This window comes from Nostoc sp. (assembly GCF_036917575.1).
Lineage (GTDB): Bacteria > Cyanobacteriota > Cyanobacteriia > Cyanobacteriales > Nostocaceae > Nostoc.
In genome coordinates this window covers 118068-141550 of record NZ_JBALDC010000004.1, presented here as the reverse complement: position 1 = coordinate 141550, position 23483 = coordinate 118068, and the positions used below count along the sequence as shown (strand labels likewise).

The following is a 23483-nucleotide window of genomic DNA, read 5'->3' as shown; positions in this document are numbered from 1 at the left end:
TCTGCGATCGCCAAGGTGATTATTAAGAATTATGTTAACTTATCTTAAGATATAACAAATTTGGCGTAGATGTCATTTTAAAAAAAGCTCCCTTATAAGTTGAAAACTATCATGGTAGGGATTACATTGTAGCGATCCTGAAGGCAGATGAACGGTATGAATGGGAATAATTTCTACCACACTATTAGTGTAAGCGATCGCTTCAAATCTCTGGACTAACTCGACGCTCCAAGTTTCTTCTCGCACTGGCTGCTGGTGGTTTTGCAACCAGTTTACAAGTTGCGATCGCACAATTCCCGGCAAAATACCGGCTGTCAACGGTGGCGTGTACCAACTGCGATCGCACCATCCCCAAAGGTTGCCTGTACTGGTTTCTAGCCAATTTCCTTCAGTATCGACTAATATTGCTTCTTGAGCATTTAAGCTAGTTTTTGCCAACCAAGCACTCAAATAGTTTCCAGTTTTATGAGAGGGGAGGGAGCGATAAAATTCTGGATTTGCAACAGCGCATTGTATACCATTATTTTGTTTTTCTGTCAAATCTGGCGGTAAGAATCTACCAGTTATCCACTCTCGTCCATCGGGAAAGAGAGTAATTCTGAGAACGGGAAAGTGTGTTAGAAGAGTTTGAGCGCCTTGACGCAGACGATTCCAATCGGGTTGCTGCCACTTAAAGGTTTGTAACGAGGAAAGTAGGCGATCGCAGTGTGCTTGCCAATTAGTTAAATTACTATCTAGGGAGTTCTCATAAACGCGCAATGTTGTAAAAACAGTTGCCCCATAAAGTAAACCCGGATCGTTAATGTTTAATTCTAAGGTTTGAGAGTGAATTAATTTGCCGTCATACCAAAAAATATTATTTGTCACAACCAAAGTGCTTATCGCTACAACTCCATTGAAAAATGATGACTTGTAATACTCATACGCTGCATGAGATAAAATCTGTGGGCTGCAAATCGCTGAACACCAGAATCCAAACTCAGGTGTTTACACTCATGATTTTTGGCATATTCAATTAGCCACTGAAATAACTGTTGCCCATAGCTATGCGAACGCTGCAACTCATCAACAACTAAATCATCAATGTATAAAAATTTTCCCAACGCTAAACAATTAGAAATGCGAAATCCAGCCACTGCCACAGCTTGTTTTTCTACTTCTAAGAATGTAAGTTGATATCCTTCTTTCATTTGATATCGAACTTTTTCTATAAACTTAGTCTGCTCAAGGTGAGGGCGCAACTGGGAAATAACAGGAAAACATTCTAATATTTGAAAGTCAGATTCTGCCAATTGTATTGACATAAGTATTACTTTATTCAATCATAGGTGAGAAACTTCAAAAAATTTGTGTGAATATAATTCTCTACTATACTTGCAACAACCCGTTATAAATAATAATTTAATCTTTAGGGGGAAATATAATTTTATAAGTTCCTTCAGGAGTTGTAACTATTTTTCCTCCTAAAGCTTCGATTTCTTTAATTGCACGTTTCTGAGTTCTTTCATCGGCATTATTACTTAAAACCATTGACCATGTAGAAATTTGAGCGTATTTACTATTAGGATTTCGACTCAAAAATTCAGCAGTTCTTTGGGAAGTATTCGCTATAAGCTGACTCTCTGGATCTGAAAATTTACTTGCCCAGTTTGCTGCCATTGAAAAAGACTGTTGGGCAGCTTGAGCGTTGCCTAAAAATAATAATTCATCAACTCCTTTAAAACGCCATATATAATAAGACTTTTCAGGGACTAACGGAGATACTGATTTTAAGCCTTTCTCTGACAATGCGATCGCACGTTCTGGCATACCAGCATACAATGAAGTACTAATCGAAAGACTGCGATACGCTGCTAAAAATCGTGGGTCACGTTCTAAAATAACTTCAAAATATTCTGGACTTAAACTGTAACCTGTTTCATCTCGAACTTCATCATCTCCAAAATACTGAAGGAAATTGAGATAAACCAAATCTGCAATGAAGTTATCATAACCAAAACTGGGCATTTTCTGAAGAAAATTAAGGCGGATGTTTTCAGATTTTATTTCTTTTTCTAAAGTTTCTAAAGAGGCAGATTGCTTTCTATTTATTAGTTTTTGCAACTGGGGTAATTGAATCAAGCTAACTCCTAAAATACACATAAAAATTACAAAAGGTGTAGCAAAAGTTTGACGAGATAACAACATATTTTCCTTGTCTTTATTACCATACTTATATTATTGTATACATGATAACCTCAAAAAAGTCAGAGTCGCTTGGTGTGTAAGCTTTACTAGGTCAGATAAAAAAGTTGACTCAAGAAATATTAAGTAATAATTTATACTTTAAATTTGTTTGATTCGGAGATATACCTTAGAGCTTATTTATAAAGTAAATATAGGTAAACCACCACCACAATACTGGATTTATTGCAACGCGGTGGCTGCAAAATCTCAAATGATATTATTCTTTTTCTAAGATAAATTTGGCTATTAAAAATTATAACTTTTTTAGTAAATTTTTACTAAAGTATTAAGTTGTTTTGATTTTGATTACTTTTTTTAGTAAAAGCCTTAAAAGGTTTTGACATAACCTAAAATTATATTTTGTTTATATTTAAATCTGTAACCTCTAAAATATCATGGTGAATAATACTTTTAACGAAAAAACAGAAATTAATGGTCAGTCCATCGAAAGTATGGAGAATAATAGTCATTTTAGCAAAGCGAGTAGTGAATTTAAAATAAAAGTTAAGAAGCTAAATGCTAAAGGAGAAGGATTCAATATTGATGACGTTATTGATGCTATCCAAACAGCAATAGTAGAAGTTATCGAGTTAGAAATTACTACTTGGGTTCCAGACTCGTCTATTCAGTCAGAACAACCACAAAAGCAGCAAATTGCTCAAACAGGTAATCGGATGTATACCATAATCAATCTCATTGATGGTGATATAAATAATGAAGTTGGCAGTCAATTTGTTGGTAGTGGACCATATACAGAACTTCGCGAATTTCATCTGACTCAAATCAAGGAAAGCCGGGAAATTATGCAAAAAAATATAGAAAGTTTGCATAAGTTGTATGGATTTTTTATAGAAATCATGAAATCTCAAAAAACTTCGCAACAATCGCTATCCCGTCCCAATATTTGATATTTATTAATTGATAATTGATAGTAATCCTCAAATACCTACGGGATATGAACTTGTCCAAACCTGTAGGTTAATTTGCTTTAAAGAAATCAAGGAAATTATGACTATGCCTAACAAAATTCAAGAACAAGCCAAAGATTTGCTAGAGAAAGTAGTCTCATCTGTACATGAATTAGTTGATGATATTACAGCTTTAGAAGTAAATACGATGGTTGTGGATCAAATTACTGGTGCAAAGTTTAATGCTTGGCAAGCGTATGAAGAGATTTATTCAATAAATGATAAAGACTACTTTGATGTCAAAGGTATTCCAAATCCAGACAATTTACCAGAACCAGAAAAAACTCAAGCTCAAGAACTACGCGAGCGTTATACTAGTCTATTTTCGCAAATTGAAAAAGAATATTTTTACATCCTCCTAGAACAAAGTACTGAGAATAGTGAGCCAGACTCCAGAATAATCCAATATCAGGAGCGTCTTAAATATCAGGTGGAACATAAAGCAAATATTGTTCCAACTGATGAAGTATATATAAAGTTAGCTCGACCAATATTGCCTGCTCCAACTCCTGTTACAGATCCAGAAGAAAATAATCTAAAAAGTTTACAGCACAGGTGGCAAGAGATTGAAGAACTTTTGAAGAATGATAAATTTATTCGGACACTGCGAAAAATCTCTGAATTGAAAGCTGCACTTAATGGTGGTGATATTAACAGCGTAAATATTGATATTATTTATGCTCAAACAGTTATGCAGTTAGATGGAGATATTATCAGTCGTTACAATAAAAAACTATTTCAATTACCTGAAGGTGATAGAGATTTAATCTTAAAAATACATAATGAAGGGGTAGTTGCTGGAGAAAAACAATGGCGTGGTACACTAGATTTTCTGATTGGTATTGTACAAAATATCGCTAAATTATCCCGACAATGAACGCTGAGAAAACACACACAGATCGCGAAGCTGATGTTCAATCTTTGTTTGTGCAAATACCCCAAGGCATTCCTATAAAACTTGAAATTAAAGTTGAACCAGGACAGTATACTTTTTATCTAAATAAGGCAATTTTAAAACAAATTGAGGAAGCGCGAAAAATAGGCTGCTCTGTATACATCCCGCCAAAATTAATAGCTTATATTTTGTACTATAACTGCTTTAGTGATAATACTATACAATACCAAAAATTAGTAGTTGCTAAAAAACACATTAAAATTTTAAAATTTTTTGACGATACTTTTATAGTAAGTTTCATCAAATTACTTTGGAGCAAATTATTAAAAAATAAATTAAATATACAGTACGGACTTACTTTTAATTTGTATTATAGAGAAGATACGTCAGCTTTGTATTTGTGGAAAGAAGAAGATATTGTGTTACAAAGTAACATATTATTTCATGGCGATATTCTTCACAAAGTAAAAAATAATTTTATCCAAAATTCTGAATGTTTAAATATTGTTTGTATATATTATTGGCTGATTGAAAAAATCCTCAGCTATCTTCAGACTAAATTAAATTTATTAGCTTGGGAACTAGCTTCGCTTTTTCCTGCTGCTTTTTTAACTTGGAAATTACATTTGGCACTTTCATTATCAATATTTGTTGGGCTAATAACATCTTTTGTATTTGCTACTATTCGCTATTGGCTTGTTAATCAACTTCCTAGATGGACTTCTATTAATTATCAATATCGCAATTGGCTGGCATGGGGATTAAGTTGTATCATTTCTAGTATTTTTAGGTTTACTCCTACTGATTTCTTAATTTGGCTATTTTTGTCACTAATTGGGCCGTTATTAAAATGGATTTTTAATTTGATAGTAGGGCAAATTGGTAAATGCTTTATGCGTTGGTTACTAGCTTGAAAATGGGGTGTAAGGCATTGATAAAAATGTTGTTTCATGAAAGATTCTTTTAAAACAAAAATTAGGTTATCTGAAATATTAAAATAATCTTACCCAAATTAAATCAGACTTTCTCAGGATTTACGCACAGGTCACGGAAAATCAAACCACAGAGAAGCCAGTTGCTCATTTCACCCCTCGTTCTACTGTTCGGAGATAAGGTACACAGTTTGAATATGCAAGTTTATATGTTTACAAGGGCAGGAACTAGGAAGCGAGGAGAAGTGGCTTGCTCAGTTATCATTTCGTAGGTTGATTAGGCGGATGTCGTGGATTTTCAGGGTTCTTTTACCTGCGTTATCGTCGTCATCAATCGTGACCAAATATTTCACGACCGTATGGTTTGCATTTCCACCACTCACGGTAACAACAAATGCTGAGTAACTGTTAGTGTTTGTGCCACAACCACTTCGGTCATGGAAGGTTTGATTCCATTCACCAATATAGACACCCTCGCCTCGTGGCTCATCACCACTTTGTTTAATTTCATTGAGGAGAGCTACTTTCAGTTGAGATAGCTTTGATTTTTTATCGGCAAGCATAAGTTTAAGAAACTTATCGCGATTAAACTGGTCAAGGTTGCTGCCGTTGCTGCATTTATCTTCGTAGTTGGCCTCAGCTGAATCTGGACTAGTCATCACCAGTGCTGGGATTTTGGGAGACTGAGCGGCGTGCCCACTTGTTGCCGCTAGTGCGAGAACACATAAAGTTAAAGTAAAAAAACCAAAGCGCATTCAATTCTCCGAGCGTGAATTAGTGTGTCCAATCAAGATTAACTGCAACGGACACTAAAGGGCAGGGTTTGCACGGTAGGCGTATGCAGCAAAGGGGTAAAATGAGCAGCTGTGCAGAAAGTTACGCGTTTTGACTTGATAAGCCGCTTTTAATACTGCGTATCTTGCCGCCGCAGGCATCGCCAGGAATAAAACTGTACCAATTGAAGTCTCTGAAAATTAAGAGCTTCAAACCGCAAGTATGCAAGAAAGGAAACCCTCTACTGAAATCGTTATACTAACTGTGGGAGGCTGTTTATCTATCCAGCCAGATTCCATAATTGTGTTTTTTTATAGCTTGCTGCACTATGTCCTTCTTCAAAACCCCGCTAATTGGTTTAAAAGCTGACTCCTTTCGTCATCCATTAGACCTGGAAGCTACCAGAGCGCTCAAGCAGATACCAGGCATAGATATGTTGGTGCGAAATTGGCTCGGCCCAATGGCAGAGCAGGTTTTCTATGTGGAAAATATTGCCTCCAGCATTCTGGTAGGTGAAAAGCAACTGCCTGATTTATACAAGCTGTTGTTAGACGCCTGTAAAACCCTGGATATAGATCCTCCCCAGTTGTATGTCCGGCAACATCCGGCTCCCAACGCCTATACTTTTGCAATGCGGAGTAAGCAACCTTTTGTGGTGATACACACTTCCCTGATTGATATCCTTACACCAGAGGAAATACAAGCAGTAATCGCCCACGAGTTGGGACATCTCAAGTGTGACCATAGTGTTTACTTGACTCCTGTAAATTTATTAATATTAGCTGCGGCGATTGTGCCCAATGTCGGAACCTTCGTTGCTCAAGCCATACAGGCACAACTTTTGGAATGGGTACGTTGTGCTGAGTTTACCTGCGATCGCGCCGCATTACTAGCAACCCAAGACCCGAAAGTTGTTATGTCCGTGTTGATGAAGTTGGCAGGTGGTTCTCCCACCTTAGCGCCCCAACTGAATCTCGATGCTTTTGTTGCCCAAGCCCGTGCTTACGATGACATCAGCAAGACAGAACTGGGTGAAATGGTCAAAACTGCCCGTACAGCTCAATTAACCCATCCAGTGCCAGTACTGCGGGCGCGAGAAATTGACCGTTGGGCAAGCAGCATAGAATATCAAACTCTGTTGCAAAGTCACGGACTGAAGTCTACTGATAAAGAATTTGCACCCAAAGGTGGATGGCGCAATTGGTAAAGCTTTTATTTACAGCTGTTTTTTCGCTACATAAGCACAAAATTGTTAATAAATGGCAAGAAGCGATCGCCAAAGTGCGATCGCTTCTCCTTTTCATCAAAAAACGCAGACTTTAATTACACTAAATATCCCTTTTGTCAACTAGAAGCTTTTAAAGCCGCTTCTGCTTGGGAATGTAACAACAAACCGTATTCTAAACCCTCTACCACCGCTTGATAGGAAGCCGCCAAAATATTGGTAGAAACCCCTACTGTTGTCCAGCGTTGACGACCATTGCCTGACTCTACCAATACACGGGTTTTTGCCGCAGTGCCCGTATGTCCGTTGAGAATCCGCACTTTGTAATCTGTCAAATCAAAAGTTGCAATTTGGGGATAAAAGTTCACCAAAGCCTTGCGTAAAGCTGCATCCAAAGCTGCCACAGGCCCGTTACCTTCTGCCGCCTCCAAAATATTTTTCCCGTCAACAGCAACTTTAACTGTAGCTAAGGCATTGCTAGTTTCTTTCCCCTCAATTAAGTCACAGTGGACTTGAAAACCTTTGACTTCAAAAAACTTTCGGCGATCTCCTAAAGCTTCATGCATCAATAGTACAAAACTGGCCTCTGCGGCTTCAAATTGAAATCCTTCGCTCTCCAAATCCTTGAGGCGCTGGAGAATTTCTCTAGCCTCTGCCTTTTGTTGATCCAATTGAATGCCAAAACTGCGGGCTTTGGCTAAAACATTGCTCAGTCCAGACTGTTCTGAAATCACAATGCGGCGACGATTCCCGACTTGTTCTGGCTGAATGTGTTCGTAAGTCAGGGGATTACGTTCCACTGCTGATACATGAATACCGCCCTTGTGGGCAAAAGCCGAACGTCCCACAAAGGGAGCGTGTTCATCTGGCGCGAGGTTGACTACCTCACTCACAAAACGACTAGCTTCTGTAAGTTGTGTAAGCTGGTCTTCTGTGATACAACTGTAACCCGCCTTCAGTTGTAAATTGGGAATTAACGAACAGAGGTTAGCATTACCGCAACGTTCACCGTAACCATTTATTGTGCCCTGTACCATCTTTGCCCCTGCCATCACGGCGGCTATTGCGTTAGCAACAGCCATTTCCGAATCATTATGAGTATGAATTCCAATTTGGGGAATTGAGGATTGGGAAGAGTCTTTCCTAGTCCGCAGTCCCCATTCCCCAGTCACCTTGACTACATCTTGAACAATTTGGCTAATTTCATGGGGTAAAGTGCCACCATTGGTATCACAGAGGACTAGCCATTCTGCACCAGATGCGATCGCAGTTTCTAATGTCTGTAAAGCATAATCTCGATTATGCTTATAGCCATCAAACCAATGTTCGGCATCGTAGATAATCCGGCGACTCTGAGAACGGAGGTACTCAATTGTGTCGCGAATCATCGCCAAATTTTCTTCTAATGTCGTCTTGAGTCCTGTTGTCACGTGTAAATCCCAAGACTTGCCAAAAATTGTTACCCAGCGAGTTCCCGCAGCCAAAATATCCTGTAACATCGGTTCGGTGGCGGCAGTGGAGTTGGGGCGGCGAGTTGAACAAAAAGCAACAATTTCTGCCTGTTTAAGCGGATCTTCTTGGAGTTGCCAGAAAAATTGTACATCCTTGGGATTAGCACCAGGCCAACCACCTTCAATGAAGGGAATTCCCAATTGATCGAGTCTACGGGCAATGCGTAACTTATCTTCTATCGATACAGATAGCCCCTCGCGCTGAGTGCCATCCCGTAATGTAGTGTCATAGATCCAAAGTTGAGGTGAAGAATTTGTGGTCATAAAACTGGGACCGACGAGACAACTTTCGAGGCAATGTGTCAATATACAACAAAAAGCCAGTTTGGCAATTTAAAAATGCCTAAGGTACTAGCTGAAGGTAAAACAATTGATTGCGAGTATGGAAGCAATCTCCGCAAGATTTTGCTGCAAAATAGTATTCACCTCTACAATGACGGTGCTAAGGTGATAAACTGTCGGGGCATTGGCAGTTGTGGAACCTGCGCGGTTAAGGTAGAGGGCGAAGTATCAGCAGCGAATTGGCGCGATCAAGCACGGCGTTCGCTTCCTCCCCATTCTCCTACAACAGACTTACGTTTAGCTTGTCAAACTCAAGTTTTAGGCGATGTGAAAGTCACAAAGTTTGATGGATTTTGGGGACAAGGTTCTCGAATAGTGTGGACACCAAAAGGTTAAAAAGGAGTTAAGACAAGATGGGTAGATGGACACCCTTAATTTTAATGGCTGGAGGTTTAGCCATTCTGCTTGGTACATTACTAGGCATCAACTTTCCGATGGGCGTACAAACTGCTAACGCTCCCAGTGATAAGAAATCAGAAGTCCTGCCAGCTAATATCAATGTTAATGGCAGTGGTGGCAGTAAGAATGAAGAAACTGCAACAGAAGGAAACGAAACAACTCCAACAAACGAAAATAGGCGCAGTATTGTAGCCCCAAGACCTGACAACAGGAGTAACGTTGCTCAGAATTCTGGCGATGACTCAACTGACAGTACAACAGACAGTAATACAAATTCTTCAGACACAAGCACACCATCTAGCAATACAAATCAAAGCAACGAACCAATTCGTGCCTTGTGGTAGCGATCAGATCCGTCTTCAGACCCGTCTTTAGTTACAAGTTATAAGTTATAAGTTATGAGTTATTAGTTATAAGTTATTAGTTATGTACTAATGATAAATCGCTAATGACAGATGGCTAATGACTAATGACTAATGATTAGTGAGACTGTGATTATTGGTGGCGGCGTTATTGGTTTAGCGATCGCCATTGAATTGAAATTGCGCGGGACAAACGTCACCGTGCTTTGTCGTGACTTCCAGGCTGCTGCTACCCATGCTGCTGCTGGGATGTTGGCACCAGATGCAGAAAACATCCCGAATGAGGCAATGCGTTCCTTGTGTTGGCGATCGCGTGCCTTATATCCCGACTGGACGCGCAAATTAGAAGAACTGACAGGCTTAAATACTGGCTACCGTGCTTGTGGTATTCTTGCACCCGTTTTTGAAGAGGCAGGGGGGCAGAGGGGCAGGGGGGCAGAGGAGCAGAGGAGTAGAAGGGAAAGTCTTTCCTCCTCATCTTCCTCATCCCCGGCTTACTGGTTAAACAAAGAGGCAATTCATCAATATCAGCCAGGATTAGGAGCAGAGGTAGTTGGTGGCTGGTGGTATCCTGAAGACGCACAAGTTGATAATCAAGCTTTAGCTCACGTGTTGCGGACGGCAGCTGAGTCTGTTGGTGTTGAACTTAAAGACGGTATTATAGTAGAAGCATTTTTACAGCAGCAAGGACAAGTAGTTGGCGTGCAAACCAACGCTGGTAGAATTCGCGCCGCGCACTATGTTTTAGCTTCAGGTGCTTGGTCAAATGAATTGTTACCGCTACCTGTGCTACCCAGAAAAGGACAAATGCTGAGTGTGCGGATACCAGAAGTTTCGCCGGAATTGCCCTTAAAGCGGGTTTTGTTTGGGCAGGATATTTATATCGTACCAAGACGCGATCGCCTGGTTATTGGCGCAACAAGTGAAGACGTTGGCTTTATCCCCAACAACACCCCAGAAGGTATTCAAAAATTACTACAAGCTGCTATCCGACTGTATCCCCAATTAAAGCATTATCCCATCCAGGAATTTTGGTGGGGATTTCGCCCAACTACCCCTGATGAATTGCCCATCCTGGGCACTAGCTACTGTCAAAATTTAACCTTTGCTACTGGCCATTACCGCAACGGAATTCTACTTGCGCCCGTAACAGCCGCATTGATTGCCGATTTAATCTTAGAACAAAAGTCTGACCCCTTACTTGCTGATTTTCACTATTCGCGCTTCCAGTCCAAATCATCTACCTCCACCCCAATGCTGACTCACTCTGCCAATTTCTCTAACGGGCATCACTCTGCTATATCCCCACTTCCCACTCAAGACTCCCCATTGATTATCGCTGGCAAAACCTTCCAATCCCGCTTGATGACGGGAACTGGTAAGTATCGCAGCATTGAGGAAATGGTGCAAAGCGTCGCCGCCAGCGATTGCCAGATTGTCACTGTGGCAGTACGACGGGTACAAACTAAGGCTCCTGGACATGAAGGTTTGGCAGAAGCCTTGGATTGGACGAAAATCTGGATGTTACCCAATACCGCAGGTTGTCAAACTGCTGAAGAGGCAATTCGGGTAGCGCGTTTAGGGCGAGAAATGGCGAAATTGTTGGGGCAGGAAGATAATAACTTTGTCAAGTTAGAAGTAATACCCGACCTTAAGTATTTACTCCCAGACCCGATTGGAACACTGCAAGCAGCAGAACAACTAGTTAAAGAAGGCTTTGCAGTATTACCTTACATCAACGCTGACCCCATGTTAGCCAAGCGCTTAGAAGAGGTAGGCTGTGCTACAGTAATGCCTTTGGCATCGCCAATTGGTTCTGGACAAGGGCTGAAAACAACTGCCAATATCCAAATTATCATCGAAAATGCAGGTGTGCCAGTGGTGGTAGATGCTGGTATTGGTTCACCCTCAGAAGCCGCTCAGGCAATGGAATTGGGAGCAGATGCTTTGTTGATTAATAGTGCGATCGCTCTTTCTCCAAAACCAGCAACAATGGCTCGTGCCATGAATTTGGCAGCAGTCGCCGGTCGTCTAGCATACCTTGCTGGCAGAATGCCTATTAAAGATTACGCCAGTCCTAGTTCACCTTTAACTGGGACGATTACTAGTTAAGGGGCATGGGGAATAAACAGACAAAACAGATAAAGGGACAAGATGACAAAAGGTGAGAACTTGCAACAAGTCTTTCCTCCGTTCGCGTAGCGTCTCCCTTAGGAGAAGTTCTGAGCGGCTTGCTTGTCCCCAATTCTCAAGAGTTCCCTTGTCCTGTTCCCCATACCCAATCCCCAATCCCCAATCCCCAATCCCCAATGTAACGATTTATCTAGCAGTTTAAGACCAGATTTAGCATTTATGTAACATTAAATTAACGATAAAGATAAAGGAATTCATTCATGCCCTATACCAATGAAGAAGGCGGTCTTCTGAATAATTTTGCCCGGGAACCAAAGGTTTATGAAGCAGAACCTCTCACGGAAGGGCAAAAGCGAACTTATATCCTACTAGGAATTGTCGCTACAGCTTTGGTTGCCGGCTTGATTCTAGTCGCCTTCTTTGTTTCTAAGAGCAGTTGATCGTAAAACATTTTAAGAAAACTTCATCTTATTTATAGTTTTTCAGGTTCCAATTTTAAGAGGGGCCTGCTTTTTTATTTTTTGTTAAAATTGAACTAAGAGCTAAAGTATACAATTATACTTTATTGTTTCTACTATAATTGAAGGCTCAATATATCCACACCCGCACAACATCTACTTAGGGAACTCCAAATAAAAAAATACTCAATTACTTTTTGTGGGGTGGGCGTCTCGCCCGCCCCAAGCCTTGGGCGGACAAGATGTCCACCCCACAAAATTGGATAATTTATTTGTTGGAAGTCCCTTATTAAAATTCATTTTTGTTATAAGTTTGACCCACTTGAATGCACCTAAAAAGGTGATATCTACTATGTTTTGGCTCTAGAGCCGCTATGAGCGTGAATGATACTGCACACAACAATAATTCTACTTGGAATCGGCAAGTATACCATCGCCTGAAACTTGTCTTAAGTCTTGGCTTACGACGACAAATTCTTTTAGCGGTATGTGATGATTTATACTTAAGAAATCAGATAGCAGCCCGTTTGCATTCTACATTGGCTTATCCTGTTGGACAGGTGCTATATCAATCATCAAATGCTCAAGAAAATAGCACCCCAGCTTATCCGCGATTAGTCACGTTGCGTTTGAATTTAAACGATCCTAATCCCCTAATTCAGATTAATCAATGGCTGAATAATTATCCGCCGCCAATTGTTGGGGCATCAAAAGATACTCCTGGAAGACCTTTTCCAGTACCAGCATTTCAGATTGTCGGTGTGGAGCATCTTACGAAGCAACCAGTTGCAACACAGCGTTTATTTTTGCATTATCTCCGCTTAAGCGAACAACATTTCTCTACACAAAAATCCAGCCGATTCCTAGAATCTAATTTGCTGTTGTGGATACCACGTCCTTGGTTATCGGCTATCAAGCAATCAGCACCACAGTTTTGGCGTTGTCGTACTGGCGTATTTGTGTTTGCTGGAGAACCGACACCAGCAGCTCAGAATTTGGGCTATCCAGAACGTTTTTCTAGTTCTAGAAGCTTAGATTTGGGGAATATTGAGCAGTCAATTCTAGATGAATCAGCTAACCAAGCAGAACTCAGAACCGCAGCCACTGAGTTCAAGTTTGATCAGAATTCTAGTTTTCCAGTAGAAATAGAAGGGAATCGCGTACACAAAGCTGAGAATGTTTTACCATCCACAGGGGATTTATTAAAAACTACGCCACAACAGCAAGAATCTACAAATCGCTCTGGTAGGGGGAGTAATAATCAATCGCTGTCGTTTTTGTCTCATATTAGCAGTGAGTTAACAGAGCTAGTAATAGCAACAATAAATACAAGTATTGCTCAAAATACAGAGGATTCCTTACAACCACAGCAGATTTTATTGGAGATTGAAGAATTACACGAAAAGCAAGTTTCAGAGGAGATACTGGCAGAGGCTTATCATCGCTTGGGTACTTTATACCGTCTTCGCATTGAGCAAGGAGAGTCAACTCTAGAAAACCTGATGGTGGCAATTATTGCTTATCATGAAGCAATTAGCTATGACGAAAGCTCACCGCAACTCCCAGATATCTTGAATGATTTGGGTACACTCTACTGGATGCTATACCGCACACCACCCAATTCTGAGGAGGGACAAACTTATATAGAGCAGGCAATAGAATTTTATCAATTGGCGTTAAAGATGATTTCGCCTCAGACACATTTGGAAACTTACGCTCGTGTACAAAATAATTTGGGGACAGCCTATGGTGATTTAGCTCGTTTCTCTCACCCATCTGAAAATTGGCAGCAAGCAATTTTTGCTTACAGTGAAGCACTCAGCCATCGTACAGCTGATATGGATTCATTAAAGTATGCAGCTTGCCAAAATAATTTGGGTACTGCCTATTGGCATTTAGGGCAATACAATCAACCGATTGTACATTTAAAGAAAGCGATCGCAGCTTACAATGAAGCACTTGCACACTACAACCCTGAAGAGGAACCGCTGAAGTATGGCATGATTCAAAACAATATCGGTACTGCATATTGGAATCTGGCACAATACGAAGAACCTGCCCAAAATCTCCACTTAGCCATAGATGTTTATAGCAAAGCTCTCAAGTATCGCACTCCAGCTAATGTTCCTGCTGCCTGCGCTGCTACACAAAATAATCTAGGTACTGCCTACTGGCATCTAGCAAATTTATCTGAGACTACTAAAGAGGCACGGCAAAAATATCTGCAACTATGTATCAGCGCTTACGAAGAAGCTATAGCTTTGGCTCACTCACTTAGCGGTACTTCTTTAAGTTTTGATTTGCTTGCCTCTCATAATAACCTAGCACTAGCACATTATCAGCTAGTAATAGATAATTCTTTTAATGGCGACAAAGCGATACGCTCTCAACACTTAGAAATAGCATTAGATAACCATTTGCAAGCCTTAAACGGATTAATTAAACAACCAGAGGCTTATCAAACAACCTTCGCTTATGTGGTGAAAACTATTCGTGCTTTTCATAAAGAATTAGGCATACAGGGGCAAAATCTGGCTTTATCTAAAGTTCCTAGCCAGTTGTTGCCAGAGATTTTGTCAAAATTATGAATCCTATTCCTCTCCATAGTGGAGGGAATATGAAAAAATTATAACTTGATATCAGCTTGATAATCATTTACAAGTCAAGTAAGGTAGCGATGGCTACGACGGGCTACACCTACACAATTACCAGACCTTTTGTATAAACCAAAAAAAGAACCCCACTTTGCCTTTGATTTACGTCAAAGTCTCCACTCTTGCTGGGGATGGCGTTGTTAAGGAACTTTTTGCAAGAATTTTACTATTTTATTCATTACAAAGTAATGAAGTATTTTAACAATTCAGAAATTTCACTTCATAAATATAAATTATTCATTAAATTATTTTGAAATCCACGTAAATTTTTTATATAAAAGACAATAGGATATTGGCGTATTTTGCGTAAATTTACTAAGTTTGACTGAAGATTTACTTGAAAGAAGCTCCAGAATGATAATTGAAACCTAAAATTATGAAACTAAGTTTTGTTTTGGCTACTGCTATATCTAGTCTTGTTGTGAGTTCGACTACAGGATTTGCTTTCTCTGGTCAAGCACAAGCTTTAACTTTTTCTGGCATTTCTAGTGCTACATGGGGAAATCCTACTCCAGGAATCACCGATAAGAATCCCATATATACAGGTGTGGGAAGCAGCACATTTACTTGGGGTAAAGCTAATTTTTCGTCAGGATTTCCAAATAAACTAACATTTAATGGAACTTCATTTTCCACAGACACTAACTCTGTATTCAAAATAGCTGATTTAACATACTTTAATGGAAGTATAGTCCCCGATACAGGCATTAAATTTGTACCTCTAAATCTCAATGTATCTTTCAGCCCTCCTCTGGGAAGCAGCCAAGTTTTTGACTTCAACTTGCGTTTAGTAAATACACTTAACGATCCAAAAGATCCTGAAAAGAGTGCAGACTTAGTATTTTTAGACACAAATTTGAGTAATCGCAGTTTTACCTTTGGAAGTAATAAATATACCCTTGAGTTAACTGGCTTTAATCTAGATGGTCGCCAGAAAAATATTAAGGCTCTTGAAGAACATACAATTACAACAGCTATTTATGCCAAAATCAAAACTACACCCGAACCTGCGCCACTGGCGGGTCTATCCTTGCTAGGGATATACCTGATATCTCGTAAAAATTCTTGGAAAAAAAATACTAAGAGCCTATAAATATGATTGATTCAGAACCCTTGTAGAAATGTAACAGTGCTACGTCTCTACATTGTTTTTCACCAAATGTCTAATTTGTAGTAATAGGCAATGGGGAATAGGGAATAGAAAAAAGATAGGTACTAATAGGTATCCGCTCAATAAATCGGGGCGATCTACCAGTTCAGGAACGAGTTTACGCCATTTTAACCTTGTCACTGAGCGATTTACCCCGGATTATTAAGCGGTTACGAAATTAGTGTAATTAGATGCTACATTTATTTGAACTACCTATCTAGGGTTTTTTCCTGCTGGCAGGGCTACTCATAGATGACACCTCTGCCAGCGAATATCTCTGAATCAAACTTATAACCTAGGGGATTGATATGGCAGACATTATTGGAGACAACAGTAATAACACTCTAATTGGCACGTTTGAGAATGACGCTATCCTTGGTCAGGGCGGTGATGATAACCTCTTTGGTCGGGGCGGCAATGATGACCTCTTGGGTGGGGCTGGCAATGACTCGCTTAATGGCGAGGACGGCAATGACCTTCTCAATGGTGAGGGCGGCGAGAACACCCTGCTTGGTGGGTTGGGCGATGATGTCCTCCTTGGTGGATCTAGCAATGACCTTCTCCAAGGCGAGGAGGACGACGATCAACTCCTTGGCAAAGGCGGTGACGATACCCTGCTTGGTGGGTCCGGGAATGATGCTTTACTTGCTGGATCTGGCAATGACCTTCTCGAAGGCGGGAACGGAAATGACCGACTCGCTGGAGAAGACGGTAAAGACCAACTCTTTGGCGGGGAAGGGGTTGACACGCTCAATGGTGGGGCTGGCGATGACCAGATTGATGGTGAGGATGGCAATGACAGCTTGATTGGTCAGGCTGGCGATGACACCCTCCTTGGCGGGGCTGGCGATGACCGACTCGAAGCAGGGGACGGGGATGACAAAATCTTTGGTGGGACTGGCAATGATACTGCTGACTATTCAAATAGCACTGCCGGTGTCACCGTCAACCTGGCGACTGGAACCGCCAAGGGAGGGGCAGGGAATGATGTCCTGTTTAATATCGAACAAGTCTTTGGTTCTGGTTTCAAGGACTTTCTAATTGGCGGGCGCGGTAATGACATCCTCTTTGGTAGAGGTGGCAATGACCTGCTTGATGGTGGAGTTGGCAATGACCTGCTTGATGGCGAGGAAGGCAACGATATTGTTCGTGGTGGGGCTGGCGATGACACCTTGCGTGGTGGGGCTGGCAATAACCAACTCTTGGGTGGAGTTGGTGTTGATACTGCTGATTATTTCAGTGCCACTGCCGGAGTCACGATTAACCTTGCCACTGGAACCGCTACAGGGCAGGATAGGAATGATGTCCTGTTGGAGATTGAAAGAGTCGTTGGTTCTAGGTTCAATGACACCCTCCTTGGCGGAGCTGGCAATGACTTCTTCCTCAGTGGTGGGGACGGGAATGACTTTGTCAATGGTGAGGGTGGTAATGACCGCCTCTTTGGCGATAACGGCAATGACACCCTCCTTGGCGGGGCTAACGACGACTTTATCAATGGCGGGTATGGCAATGACTCCCTGCTTGGTGGTAGCGGCATTGACATCCTGCTTGGTGGGGCTGGCAATGACCTTCTCAATGGTGAGGACGGGAGTGACACTCTCATTAGTAGAGAAGGCAATGATACCCTGCTAGGCGGCAGCGGCAATGACATTCTGCTTGGTGGGGATGGCGATGACCTTCTCAATGGTGGAGGCGGGGATGACCAACTCTTTGGTGGGAATGGCATTGATACTGCTGATTATTTAAATGCAACTGTCGGAGTCAGCGTTGACCTTAGCACTGGAACTGCCAGTGGGGGAGATGGGAGTGATGTCCTGTTCAATATCGAGCAAGTCTTTGGTTCTAGTTTTAGCGACTCCCTGATTGGAGGAGGCAGCAGTGATACCCTCTTTGGCAGAGGCGGCAATGACACCTTGCTTGGTGGGGATGGCGATGACTTTCTTGATGGTCAGGAAGGTAATGACCTCGTGTTGGGCGAGGATGGGAATGACAGCCTGTTTGGCGGGGCTGGCAATGACCAAATCGAAGGGGGAGAAGGCGATGACACCCTCCGTGGCGGGGTCGGCAATGACACTCTCCTTGGAGGGCCTGGAAATGATGTCTTCATAGGCGTTGATACTAACGGTTCTGATTCTCCTGGATTAGGGGAGGTTGATATTCTAACTGGAGGGCCTGGGGAAGATCGGTTCTTACTTGGAGATGCTACTAATGTCTTCTATGACGATAACAACAGTGAAAGTAGTGGTTTGGCAGACTACGCTACCATCAGTGGCTTCAACTCCAACGAAGATACAATCCAACTCAAAGGAACACTGGCAGACTATCGCTTGCAGACTGTGGGAGCCGATACAAGGGTATTTCTGGACAACTCAGGAGAGCTAGATGAACTCGTTGGTGTTGTGCAAGCATCACCTCTGAAGCTTGATAGTGACGACTTCCTGTTCTACGAGAAAGAAGATGCTGGACAAGGGACAAACAACACACTAGCCACTGCTGAGAAGCTAGGTACTTTAACATCAGGTTCAGAAGTTAATACCTCTGCTCAACTGGGAACGCTTCCAGGGAACAAGCCTGATTTCGACTTTTTCACATTTTCTTTAGCCAACCCAGGAATTGTGACTATCAACACGCCGAATTATAACAATAACTATCCAGTTCTCGGCCTATTTAATAGTGCCGGTAACTTACAGACTTCCAGTACTTCTCAATCAATCACTGCTTCACTAGGGGCAGGTACTTACTCCATTTCAGTAAGTGATTATGATTACTTCCCTCAAAATGGCGGGACTTTCAGTTCTGGCTATTTTAATCCTGGTTCCTATACGCTAGGAGTCACTGTAGCCTAAAGACAAATGGTAATAAGAAAAGCAAAAACAGTTGCCAATTAAGAAGTTTGCAGTTGTTTACGTAATTCTTGTCGAGGTTTTGTCATCTGAATTCTGGCTCCTGACTCCTGAATTCTGTTTTGATAAAAATGTAGAGACACGACAAATCGTGTCTCTACAAAGGTTTACCGTTTTTTTATAGACGCGATGAATTGCATCTTTATGCAGGGTTAGGTTGGGTTCGGCTTTGAAGTAGCTGGATAATTGCAGCTTTTTCTAAGATTCCAACTAGAACGCCATTTTCGCGAATCACAGGAAGCACAGATAGTTTTTGTTGTTCGAGTAACTGCATGACTTCCAGCAGAGGTTGATCTGATTGGACTGTGGTAGATTCAGTAATTGGTCGCATGACTTCTTTAACTTGAGTTTCTGACCACAGTGCTGTGGGGATGGTTCTTAAATTATCAACTGCGATCGCACCTACTAATTGTCCATCATCATCAGTCACTAAGAACCGATGCCAGTTTTGTTCACTTATAACTCTCTCATCAGCAAACTCTCTCAAGGTAAGATTAGCAGATACAATCGGGCTGTCATGAGTTACAGCATCTTGGGCTGTCAAACCTGTGAGTTTTTCTTGCACTCTGGCAAATTGAGCCGAATTACCAGCATTTTGCAATAGGAAGAAACCAATTAACAAATTCCAGAAGTTACCGGAGTTGCCAAATAATAATAAGGGAAGTACACCAGAAAGAATTGCTACCCAACCAAAGATTTGTCCAACTCGACTTGCAAAGGTTACACCTTTATAAGAATTACCTGTAATTTTCCAAACAATTGATTTCAGTATATTACCCCCATCCAAGGGCAAGCCCGGAATCAGGTTAAATAGGGCTAATGCTAAATTAACAGAAGCTAGAACGCCAAGAATTGCAGCTAACGGTCCTGATGCAGCAGTAGTAACACCAATAGTTGTAACGATGGCACATAATAGTAAGCTTACTATTGGCCCAGCGATCGCTACCCAGAAAGCTTCACCTGGGGTTTTCGATTCTTTTTCTAAGCTTGCTAAACCGCCAAATATAAACAGCGTAATGGATTTGACATCAATTCCCTGACGAATTGCAACGAAACTGTGGCCTAATTCATGGGCGACGACAGAGGCAAATAACATTAGCGCTGTCAGCAATCCTAGTAGCAAAGCTAATCCCGCAGACAATTGGGGAAATTGCGCCGCCAGTCCACTGCTATAGCTCCAAGTTACTAAACCCAGAACTAAAAACCATGACGGATGGATATAGAAGGGAATTCCGAAGAGATTACCAACGCGAATTGTGCCATTCATGTCGCTCACCTTTGATTTCAGCTTCGAGAGGTTTGCTTTCATCCTTCTCGATATTTTTATTGTAACGAAAGGTTAAGAGATTTTAATCTTGATGGCGGTAGTGGTGTCCGTCTGTAAAGGTGTGGTTATTGGTAATATTGCGAGCAAGCTTATCAGACATAATTCAAATAAACCAGCGGCGAATCAACTCCACTTGGAAGCGATAGCCGTCGTCAACTTCCTCAATTAACTCCCGTTGCAATAGTAAGTTGAAAGTAATCTCAGCATGAGGGAACTGTTGCAATAAAGTTTGACGGCTAACTATAGCCCCTTCCCCTTGAGCCGCGAGAGAACAGTTAAAAACTAAATGGGCAAAATTAGCAGCTTTGGTAGGTGCAGAAAAACGCATTGACCTAGTAGTTAAGCGCCTACTACGGAAATACGGCTATCCACCCGAAAAGCAAGAGAAAGCGATGATGACAGTCCTGCAACAGGCAGAGTTACTGTGTAAAGATTGGGCTGCGTGAGGAGGAGAAAGTGCGATCGCAAAAACTTACTCTGTTGGCAGCATTAGACATCTCCAAAATAGTATATTTTGGAGATGTCTACTCATACTAACCAGATTTGAAAATGGTTAAAGAGTACAACTAAGTTATTAGGAGGGTTGAAAGGAGTGCTGCGAGCAAACAAATGTCAAGGAAAAATAATTTCCTTATGGTAAATTTTACAGTTAATGACGGAATAAGACGACATTAATTTGCGAAAACCTAATATAATAAAATTATTGACAGAAACTTCCGAAATCGACCTTAATTTGCAAAAAGCGACCTTAATTTGCGAATTGCGACATTTAATTTGTGAATGTACAATCGGGATGACTGGATTCGAACCAGCGGCCCCTTCGTCCCGAACGAAGTGCGCTACCAAGCTGCGCCACATCCCGCCATAAAAATGGCATTGTAAATTAAGAATATCACAACCTGTGCCAAATAGCAGAATTACATCTATATACGATCGCTTCATCAAAGACTTTGCTTGCTAGGATTGAGTTTGTATAACTCTAGTGGTAAAAGCGGATTGTGACTGTAAAACCAGACTGGTTGCGGGTGAAAGCACCTGGGCGTGAGCGCATCGGTAACGTTAAAGAAATTTTGCGGGATTTGGCCCTCAATACAGTTTGTGAGGAAGCGTCCTGTCCGAATATTGGTGAATGCTTCAACGCTGGGACTGCCACATTTTTGATTATGGGTCCGGCTTGTACACGCGCTTGTCCCTACTGCGATATTGATTTTGAGAAAAAACCTAAACCACTAGACCCCACGGAACCTACACGACTGGCCCAAGCTGTTCGCCGCATGAACCTTAATCATGTAGTCATCACTTCTGTAAACCGAGATGACTTGCTTGATGGTGGTGCATCTCAGTTTATGGCCTGTATTAATGCAGTTAACTCTGTTTCACCCAACACCACAATTGAGGTGCTAATTCCTGATTTATGCGGTAATTGGAATGCTCTAGAGTCGATTCTACAAGCTGCGCCAGAGGTATTAAACCACAATACCGAAACTGTTCCACGTTTATATCGCCGGGTGCGTCCCCAAGGAAACTATGATCGCACATTAGAATTATTGCAACGCACTCGTCAACTTTCTCCTAGCACATACACTAAATCCGGGATTATGGTTGGACTTGGTGAAACTGACGCAGAAATTCGCCAAGTCATGCAAGACTTACGAACAGTGGATTGCGACATTTTGACAATTGGGCAATATCTCCAACCCAGTCAAAAACACTTGCAGGTAAACGAATTTGTCAATCCAGAACAATTTGCTGACTGGAAGGCATTCGGTGAAGAAATTGGATTTTTACAAGTTGTTTCTTCGCCATTGACAAGAAGCTCATATCATGCAGAACAAGTTAGAGAATTGATGAAACGTTACCCACGCTCAAAAGTTAGGAGTTAGGAATTAGGAATTATGGGTGAGCAGATGTACTCCAACACAAAACTTTCCGTTGCAATTCTTGGTGCAGGTGCTTGGGGTGCATCTCTGGCAAATCTCGCCGCCGCAAATGGTCATCAGGTGCGCGTGTGGTCGCGTCAAGGTTCCCAAACTCTCCAAGCAGTTTTAAAAGATGTCCAAATAGTCTTGTCCGCTATCTCAATGATTGGTGTGAGAGATGTTGCTTCCCAAGTCCAGTCTTTCCCCCTTTCTCCAGAGACAATTTTTGTGACAGCGACGAAAGGCTTAGACCCTCAAACCACCTGCACACCTTCACAAATTTGGCAAACAGTATTCCCTAACCATGCAGTGGTTGTTTTGTCTGGGCCTAATTTATCAAAAGAAATTCAAATGGAATTACCAGCAGCCACGGTGGTAGCCAGTAATATTCCCACGGCTGCGGAAGTAGTGCAGTTAGTATTTTCTTCTCATCGTTTCCGGGTATATACCAATCCCGACCCCTTGGGCGTGGAACTGGGGGGAACACTGAAAAATGTGATTGCGATCGCATCTGGTGTGTGCGATGGTTTACAACTGGGAACCAATGCCAAAGCTGCTTTAGTCACCCGTGGACTGACAGAAATGGTTCGCATCGGTAATAATTGGGGTGCAAAAACAGAAACATTTTATGGTTTATCAGGTCTGGGAGATTTGCTAGCAACGTGCAACAGTCCCTTAAGTCGTAATTACCAAGTCGGCTACCAGCTAGCTAGTGGTAAGTCACTTATAGAAACTCTCGCAAATTTACAAGGAACTGCTGAAGGAGTGAACACTTGCCGAGTTTTGATCAAAAGAGCCAAGCAACAAAACATTGCAGTCCCAATTACCGAGCAAGTTTATCGGTTACTTCAAGGCGAAATCACACCCAGACAAGCACTTGATGAACTGATGTTGCGAGATATCAAGCCAGAGTACAACTACTAGTAGTCTGCCAACGCCAAAATGTGTTTGTGGAGGTTGGGTAAAGGTTAAAGGGAAAAGGGTAAGGGATAAAAAACCTTTCCCCTTGCCCCTTATCCCCAGAGGGGGCCCCACTTTCCCCCTTTTCCTTTACCCCCCTGGCGTTGCCAAGGCGTACTACTAGCAGTCTGTCAAATTGAAATTGGTAAGTTAAGGCTGATATGCAAGAAGATGCGAGGACACGCAGAGAAGATTTGATAATTTATCCGCATCTTCTATCTCTGTGTCGAGATAATTTTTGCCGTTAATGCTAATCACTTCCCCGATATCTATTAGTTCTACTTATACCTGAATAATCCTGAGAAAAAATTGGTAAATCGTCAGGATATTACTTTTGTCGCCATG

Annotated in this window: 22 protein-coding genes and 1 tRNA gene; 15 read left to right on the top strand and 8 right to left on the bottom strand. The window is 41.7% G+C overall.

Annotated elements, in window-relative coordinates:
- Positions 1-72: 72 nt before the first annotated feature.
- The 3 genes from V7K79_RS00800 to V7K79_RS00790 all read right to left on the bottom strand — a co-directional run bounded on the left by V7K79_RS00800 (position 73) and on the right by V7K79_RS00790 (position 2187).
- Positions 73-867 (bottom strand): aminotransferase class IV, encoded by a 795-nt coding sequence (locus V7K79_RS00800; protein ID WP_335043776.1) that lies wholly within the window; start codon positions 865-867, stop codon positions 73-75.
- Between the two features lie 17 nt (positions 868-884).
- Complete coding sequence (locus V7K79_RS00795) at positions 885-1304, bottom strand: GNAT family N-acetyltransferase (RefSeq protein ID WP_335043774.1); 420 nt, start codon at positions 1302-1304, stop codon at positions 885-887.
- A 97-nt stretch (positions 1305-1401) separates the two neighbouring features.
- Positions 1402-2187 (bottom strand): hypothetical protein, encoded by a 786-nt coding sequence (locus V7K79_RS00790; RefSeq protein WP_335043772.1) that lies wholly within the window; start codon positions 2185-2187, stop codon positions 1402-1404.
- Positions 2188-2621: 434 nt separating this feature from the next.
- Here V7K79_RS00790 and V7K79_RS00785 point away from each other — a divergent pair, with 434 nt between their 5' ends.
- From V7K79_RS00785 to V7K79_RS00775, 3 genes are all read left to right on the top strand, one after another.
- Complete coding sequence (locus V7K79_RS00785; RefSeq protein WP_335043770.1) at positions 2622-3134, top strand: hypothetical protein; 513 nt, start codon at positions 2622-2624, stop codon at positions 3132-3134.
- Positions 3135-3240: 106 nt separating this feature from the next.
- Complete coding sequence (locus tag V7K79_RS00780; RefSeq protein ID WP_335043768.1) at positions 3241-4071, top strand: hypothetical protein; 831 nt, start codon at positions 3241-3243, stop codon at positions 4069-4071.
- Positions 4068-5003 carry a hypothetical protein gene (locus tag V7K79_RS00775; RefSeq protein WP_335043766.1) on the top strand — a complete coding sequence of 312 codons (936 nt, stop codon included), beginning with the start codon at positions 4068-4070 and terminating at the stop codon, positions 5001-5003. Before V7K79_RS00780 ends, V7K79_RS00775 begins: the two co-directional genes overlap by 4 nt.
- Positions 5004-5275: 272 nt before the next feature.
- On the opposite strand, the gene V7K79_RS00770 is transcribed toward V7K79_RS00775, so the two are convergent.
- A complete protein-coding gene (locus V7K79_RS00770) occupies positions 5276-5776 on the bottom strand; it encodes a hypothetical protein (protein ID WP_335043765.1) in 501 nt (166 codons plus the stop codon).
- Positions 5777-6123: 347 nt separating this feature from the next.
- Between V7K79_RS00770 and V7K79_RS00765 the strand changes: the two genes are divergently transcribed.
- Positions 6124-7002 (top strand): M48 family metallopeptidase, encoded by an 879-nt coding sequence (locus V7K79_RS00765; RefSeq protein WP_335043763.1) that lies wholly within the window; start codon positions 6124-6126, stop codon positions 7000-7002.
- Positions 6996-7118, top strand: a complete 123-nt coding sequence (locus V7K79_RS00760) for a hypothetical protein (RefSeq protein WP_335043761.1) — start codon at positions 6996-6998, stop codon at positions 7116-7118. The genes V7K79_RS00765 and V7K79_RS00760 overlap by 7 nt, the downstream gene beginning before the upstream one ends.
- Positions 7119-7139: 21 nt before the next feature.
- Here the strand turns inward: V7K79_RS00760 and cimA are convergent, their stop codons facing one another.
- Entirely contained in the window at positions 7140-8795 is a 1656-nt protein-coding gene (gene cimA / locus V7K79_RS00755) for a citramalate synthase (protein ID WP_335043759.1), read from the bottom strand.
- 75 nt (positions 8796-8870) lie between these two features.
- Here cimA and V7K79_RS00750 point away from each other — a divergent pair, with 75 nt between their 5' ends.
- The 7 genes from V7K79_RS00750 to V7K79_RS00720 all read left to right on the top strand — a co-directional run bounded on the left by V7K79_RS00750 (position 8871) and on the right by V7K79_RS00720 (position 18875).
- Positions 8871-9209 carry a 2Fe-2S iron-sulfur cluster-binding protein gene (locus V7K79_RS00750; RefSeq protein WP_335043758.1) on the top strand — a complete coding sequence of 113 codons (339 nt, stop codon included), beginning with the start codon at positions 8871-8873 and terminating at the stop codon, positions 9207-9209.
- A gap of 17 nt (positions 9210-9226) precedes the next feature.
- Positions 9227-9616, top strand: coding sequence for a hypothetical protein (locus tag V7K79_RS00745; RefSeq protein ID WP_335043756.1), 390 nt, complete (start codon positions 9227-9229; stop codon positions 9614-9616).
- Between the two features lie 132 nt (positions 9617-9748).
- On the top strand, positions 9749-11746 hold the full coding sequence (thiO, locus tag V7K79_RS00740; protein ID WP_335043754.1) for a glycine oxidase ThiO: 1998 nt from the start codon (positions 9749-9751) through the stop codon (positions 11744-11746).
- Positions 11747-12027: 281 nt separating this feature from the next.
- Complete coding sequence (gene psb34 / locus V7K79_RS00735) at positions 12028-12207, top strand: photosystem II assembly protein Psb34 (protein ID WP_335043753.1); 180 nt, start codon at positions 12028-12030, stop codon at positions 12205-12207.
- A 392-nt stretch (positions 12208-12599) separates the two neighbouring features.
- Positions 12600-14813, top strand: coding sequence for a tetratricopeptide repeat protein (locus tag V7K79_RS00730; protein WP_335043752.1), 2214 nt, complete (start codon positions 12600-12602; stop codon positions 14811-14813).
- 442 nt (positions 14814-15255) lie between these two features.
- Complete coding sequence (locus V7K79_RS00725) at positions 15256-15972, top strand: choice-of-anchor K domain-containing protein (RefSeq protein ID WP_335043750.1); 717 nt, start codon at positions 15256-15258, stop codon at positions 15970-15972.
- Positions 15973-16337: 365 nt separating this feature from the next.
- Positions 16338-18875, top strand: a complete 2538-nt coding sequence (locus tag V7K79_RS00720) for a calcium-binding protein (RefSeq protein WP_335043749.1) — start codon at positions 16338-16340, stop codon at positions 18873-18875.
- A 199-nt stretch (positions 18876-19074) separates the two neighbouring features.
- Here the strand turns inward: V7K79_RS00720 and V7K79_RS00715 are convergent, their stop codons facing one another.
- The gene (locus V7K79_RS00715; protein WP_335043747.1) at positions 19075-20199 is read right to left on the bottom strand and encodes a site-2 protease family protein; all 1125 of its coding nucleotides are present in this window, start codon (positions 20197-20199) and stop codon (positions 19075-19077) included.
- A 163-nt stretch (positions 20200-20362) separates the two neighbouring features.
- Positions 20363-20587 (bottom strand): hypothetical protein, encoded by a 225-nt coding sequence (locus V7K79_RS00710; RefSeq protein WP_335043745.1) that lies wholly within the window; start codon positions 20585-20587, stop codon positions 20363-20365.
- Between V7K79_RS00710 and V7K79_RS00705 the strand changes: the two genes are divergently transcribed.
- Positions 20565-20705, top strand: a complete 141-nt coding sequence (locus V7K79_RS00705; protein WP_335043744.1) for a type I restriction enzyme endonuclease domain-containing protein — start codon at positions 20565-20567, stop codon at positions 20703-20705. The genes V7K79_RS00710 and V7K79_RS00705 overlap by 23 nt on opposite strands.
- A gap of 342 nt (positions 20706-21047) precedes the next feature.
- Here the strand turns inward: V7K79_RS00705 and V7K79_RS00700 are convergent.
- Positions 21048-21121: transfer RNA gene (locus tag V7K79_RS00700), tRNA-Pro, on the bottom strand.
- Positions 21122-21257: 136 nt separating this feature from the next.
- Here V7K79_RS00700 and lipA point away from each other — a divergent pair.
- Positions 21258-22142: a lipoyl synthase gene (gene lipA, locus V7K79_RS00695; RefSeq protein WP_335043741.1), complete on the top strand. Its 885-nt coding sequence runs from the start codon at positions 21258-21260 to the stop codon at positions 22140-22142.
- Positions 22143-22166: 24 nt separating this feature from the next.
- Complete coding sequence (locus tag V7K79_RS00690) at positions 22167-23102, top strand: NAD(P)H-dependent glycerol-3-phosphate dehydrogenase (protein ID WP_442938879.1); 936 nt, start codon at positions 22167-22169, stop codon at positions 23100-23102.
- The last annotated feature ends 381 nt before the right edge of the window (positions 23103-23483 follow it).

Excerpts from the sequence above, each read along its gene's own strand:
- V7K79_RS00710 (WP_335043745.1), bottom strand. The coding sequence starts at position 20,587 with ATGCGTTTTTCTGCACCTACCAAAGCTGCTAATTTTGCCCATTTAGTT.
- V7K79_RS00690 (WP_442938879.1), top strand. The coding sequence starts at position 22,167 with ATGTACTCCAACACAAAACTTTCCGTTGCAATTCTTGGTGCAGGTGCT.
- V7K79_RS00780 (WP_335043768.1), top strand. The coding sequence starts at position 3,241 with ATGCCTAACAAAATTCAAGAACAAGCCAAAGATTTGCTAGAGAAAGTA.
- V7K79_RS00775 (WP_335043766.1), top strand. The coding sequence starts at position 4,068 with ATGAACGCTGAGAAAACACACACAGATCGCGAAGCTGATGTTCAATCT.
- V7K79_RS00730 (WP_335043752.1), top strand. The coding sequence starts at position 12,600 with ATGAGCGTGAATGATACTGCACACAACAATAATTCTACTTGGAATCGG.
- cimA (WP_335043759.1), bottom strand. The coding sequence starts at position 8,795 with ATGACCACAAATTCTTCACCTCAACTTTGGATCTATGACACTACATTA.
- psb34 (WP_335043753.1), top strand. The coding sequence starts at position 12,028 with ATGCCCTATACCAATGAAGAAGGCGGTCTTCTGAATAATTTTGCCCGG.
- V7K79_RS00770 (WP_335043765.1), bottom strand. The coding sequence starts at position 5,776 with ATGCGCTTTGGTTTTTTTACTTTAACTTTATGTGTTCTCGCACTAGCG.
- V7K79_RS00750 (WP_335043758.1), top strand. The coding sequence starts at position 8,871 with ATGCCTAAGGTACTAGCTGAAGGTAAAACAATTGATTGCGAGTATGGA.
- V7K79_RS00745 (WP_335043756.1), top strand. The coding sequence starts at position 9,227 with ATGGGTAGATGGACACCCTTAATTTTAATGGCTGGAGGTTTAGCCATT.
- V7K79_RS00795 (WP_335043774.1), bottom strand. The coding sequence starts at position 1,304 with ATGTCAATACAATTGGCAGAATCTGACTTTCAAATATTAGAATGTTTT.
- V7K79_RS00765 (WP_335043763.1), top strand. The coding sequence starts at position 6,124 with ATGTCCTTCTTCAAAACCCCGCTAATTGGTTTAAAAGCTGACTCCTTT.
- thiO (WP_335043754.1), top strand. The coding sequence starts at position 9,749 with ATGATTAGTGAGACTGTGATTATTGGTGGCGGCGTTATTGGTTTAGCG.
- V7K79_RS00720 (WP_335043749.1), top strand. The coding sequence starts at position 16,338 with ATGGCAGACATTATTGGAGACAACAGTAATAACACTCTAATTGGCACG.
- V7K79_RS00790 (WP_335043772.1), bottom strand. The coding sequence starts at position 2,187 with ATGTTGTTATCTCGTCAAACTTTTGCTACACCTTTTGTAATTTTTATG.
- V7K79_RS00715 (WP_335043747.1), bottom strand. The coding sequence starts at position 20,199 with ATGAATGGCACAATTCGCGTTGGTAATCTCTTCGGAATTCCCTTCTAT.
- V7K79_RS00785 (WP_335043770.1), top strand. The coding sequence starts at position 2,622 with ATGGTGAATAATACTTTTAACGAAAAAACAGAAATTAATGGTCAGTCC.
- V7K79_RS00725 (WP_335043750.1), top strand. The coding sequence starts at position 15,256 with ATGAAACTAAGTTTTGTTTTGGCTACTGCTATATCTAGTCTTGTTGTG.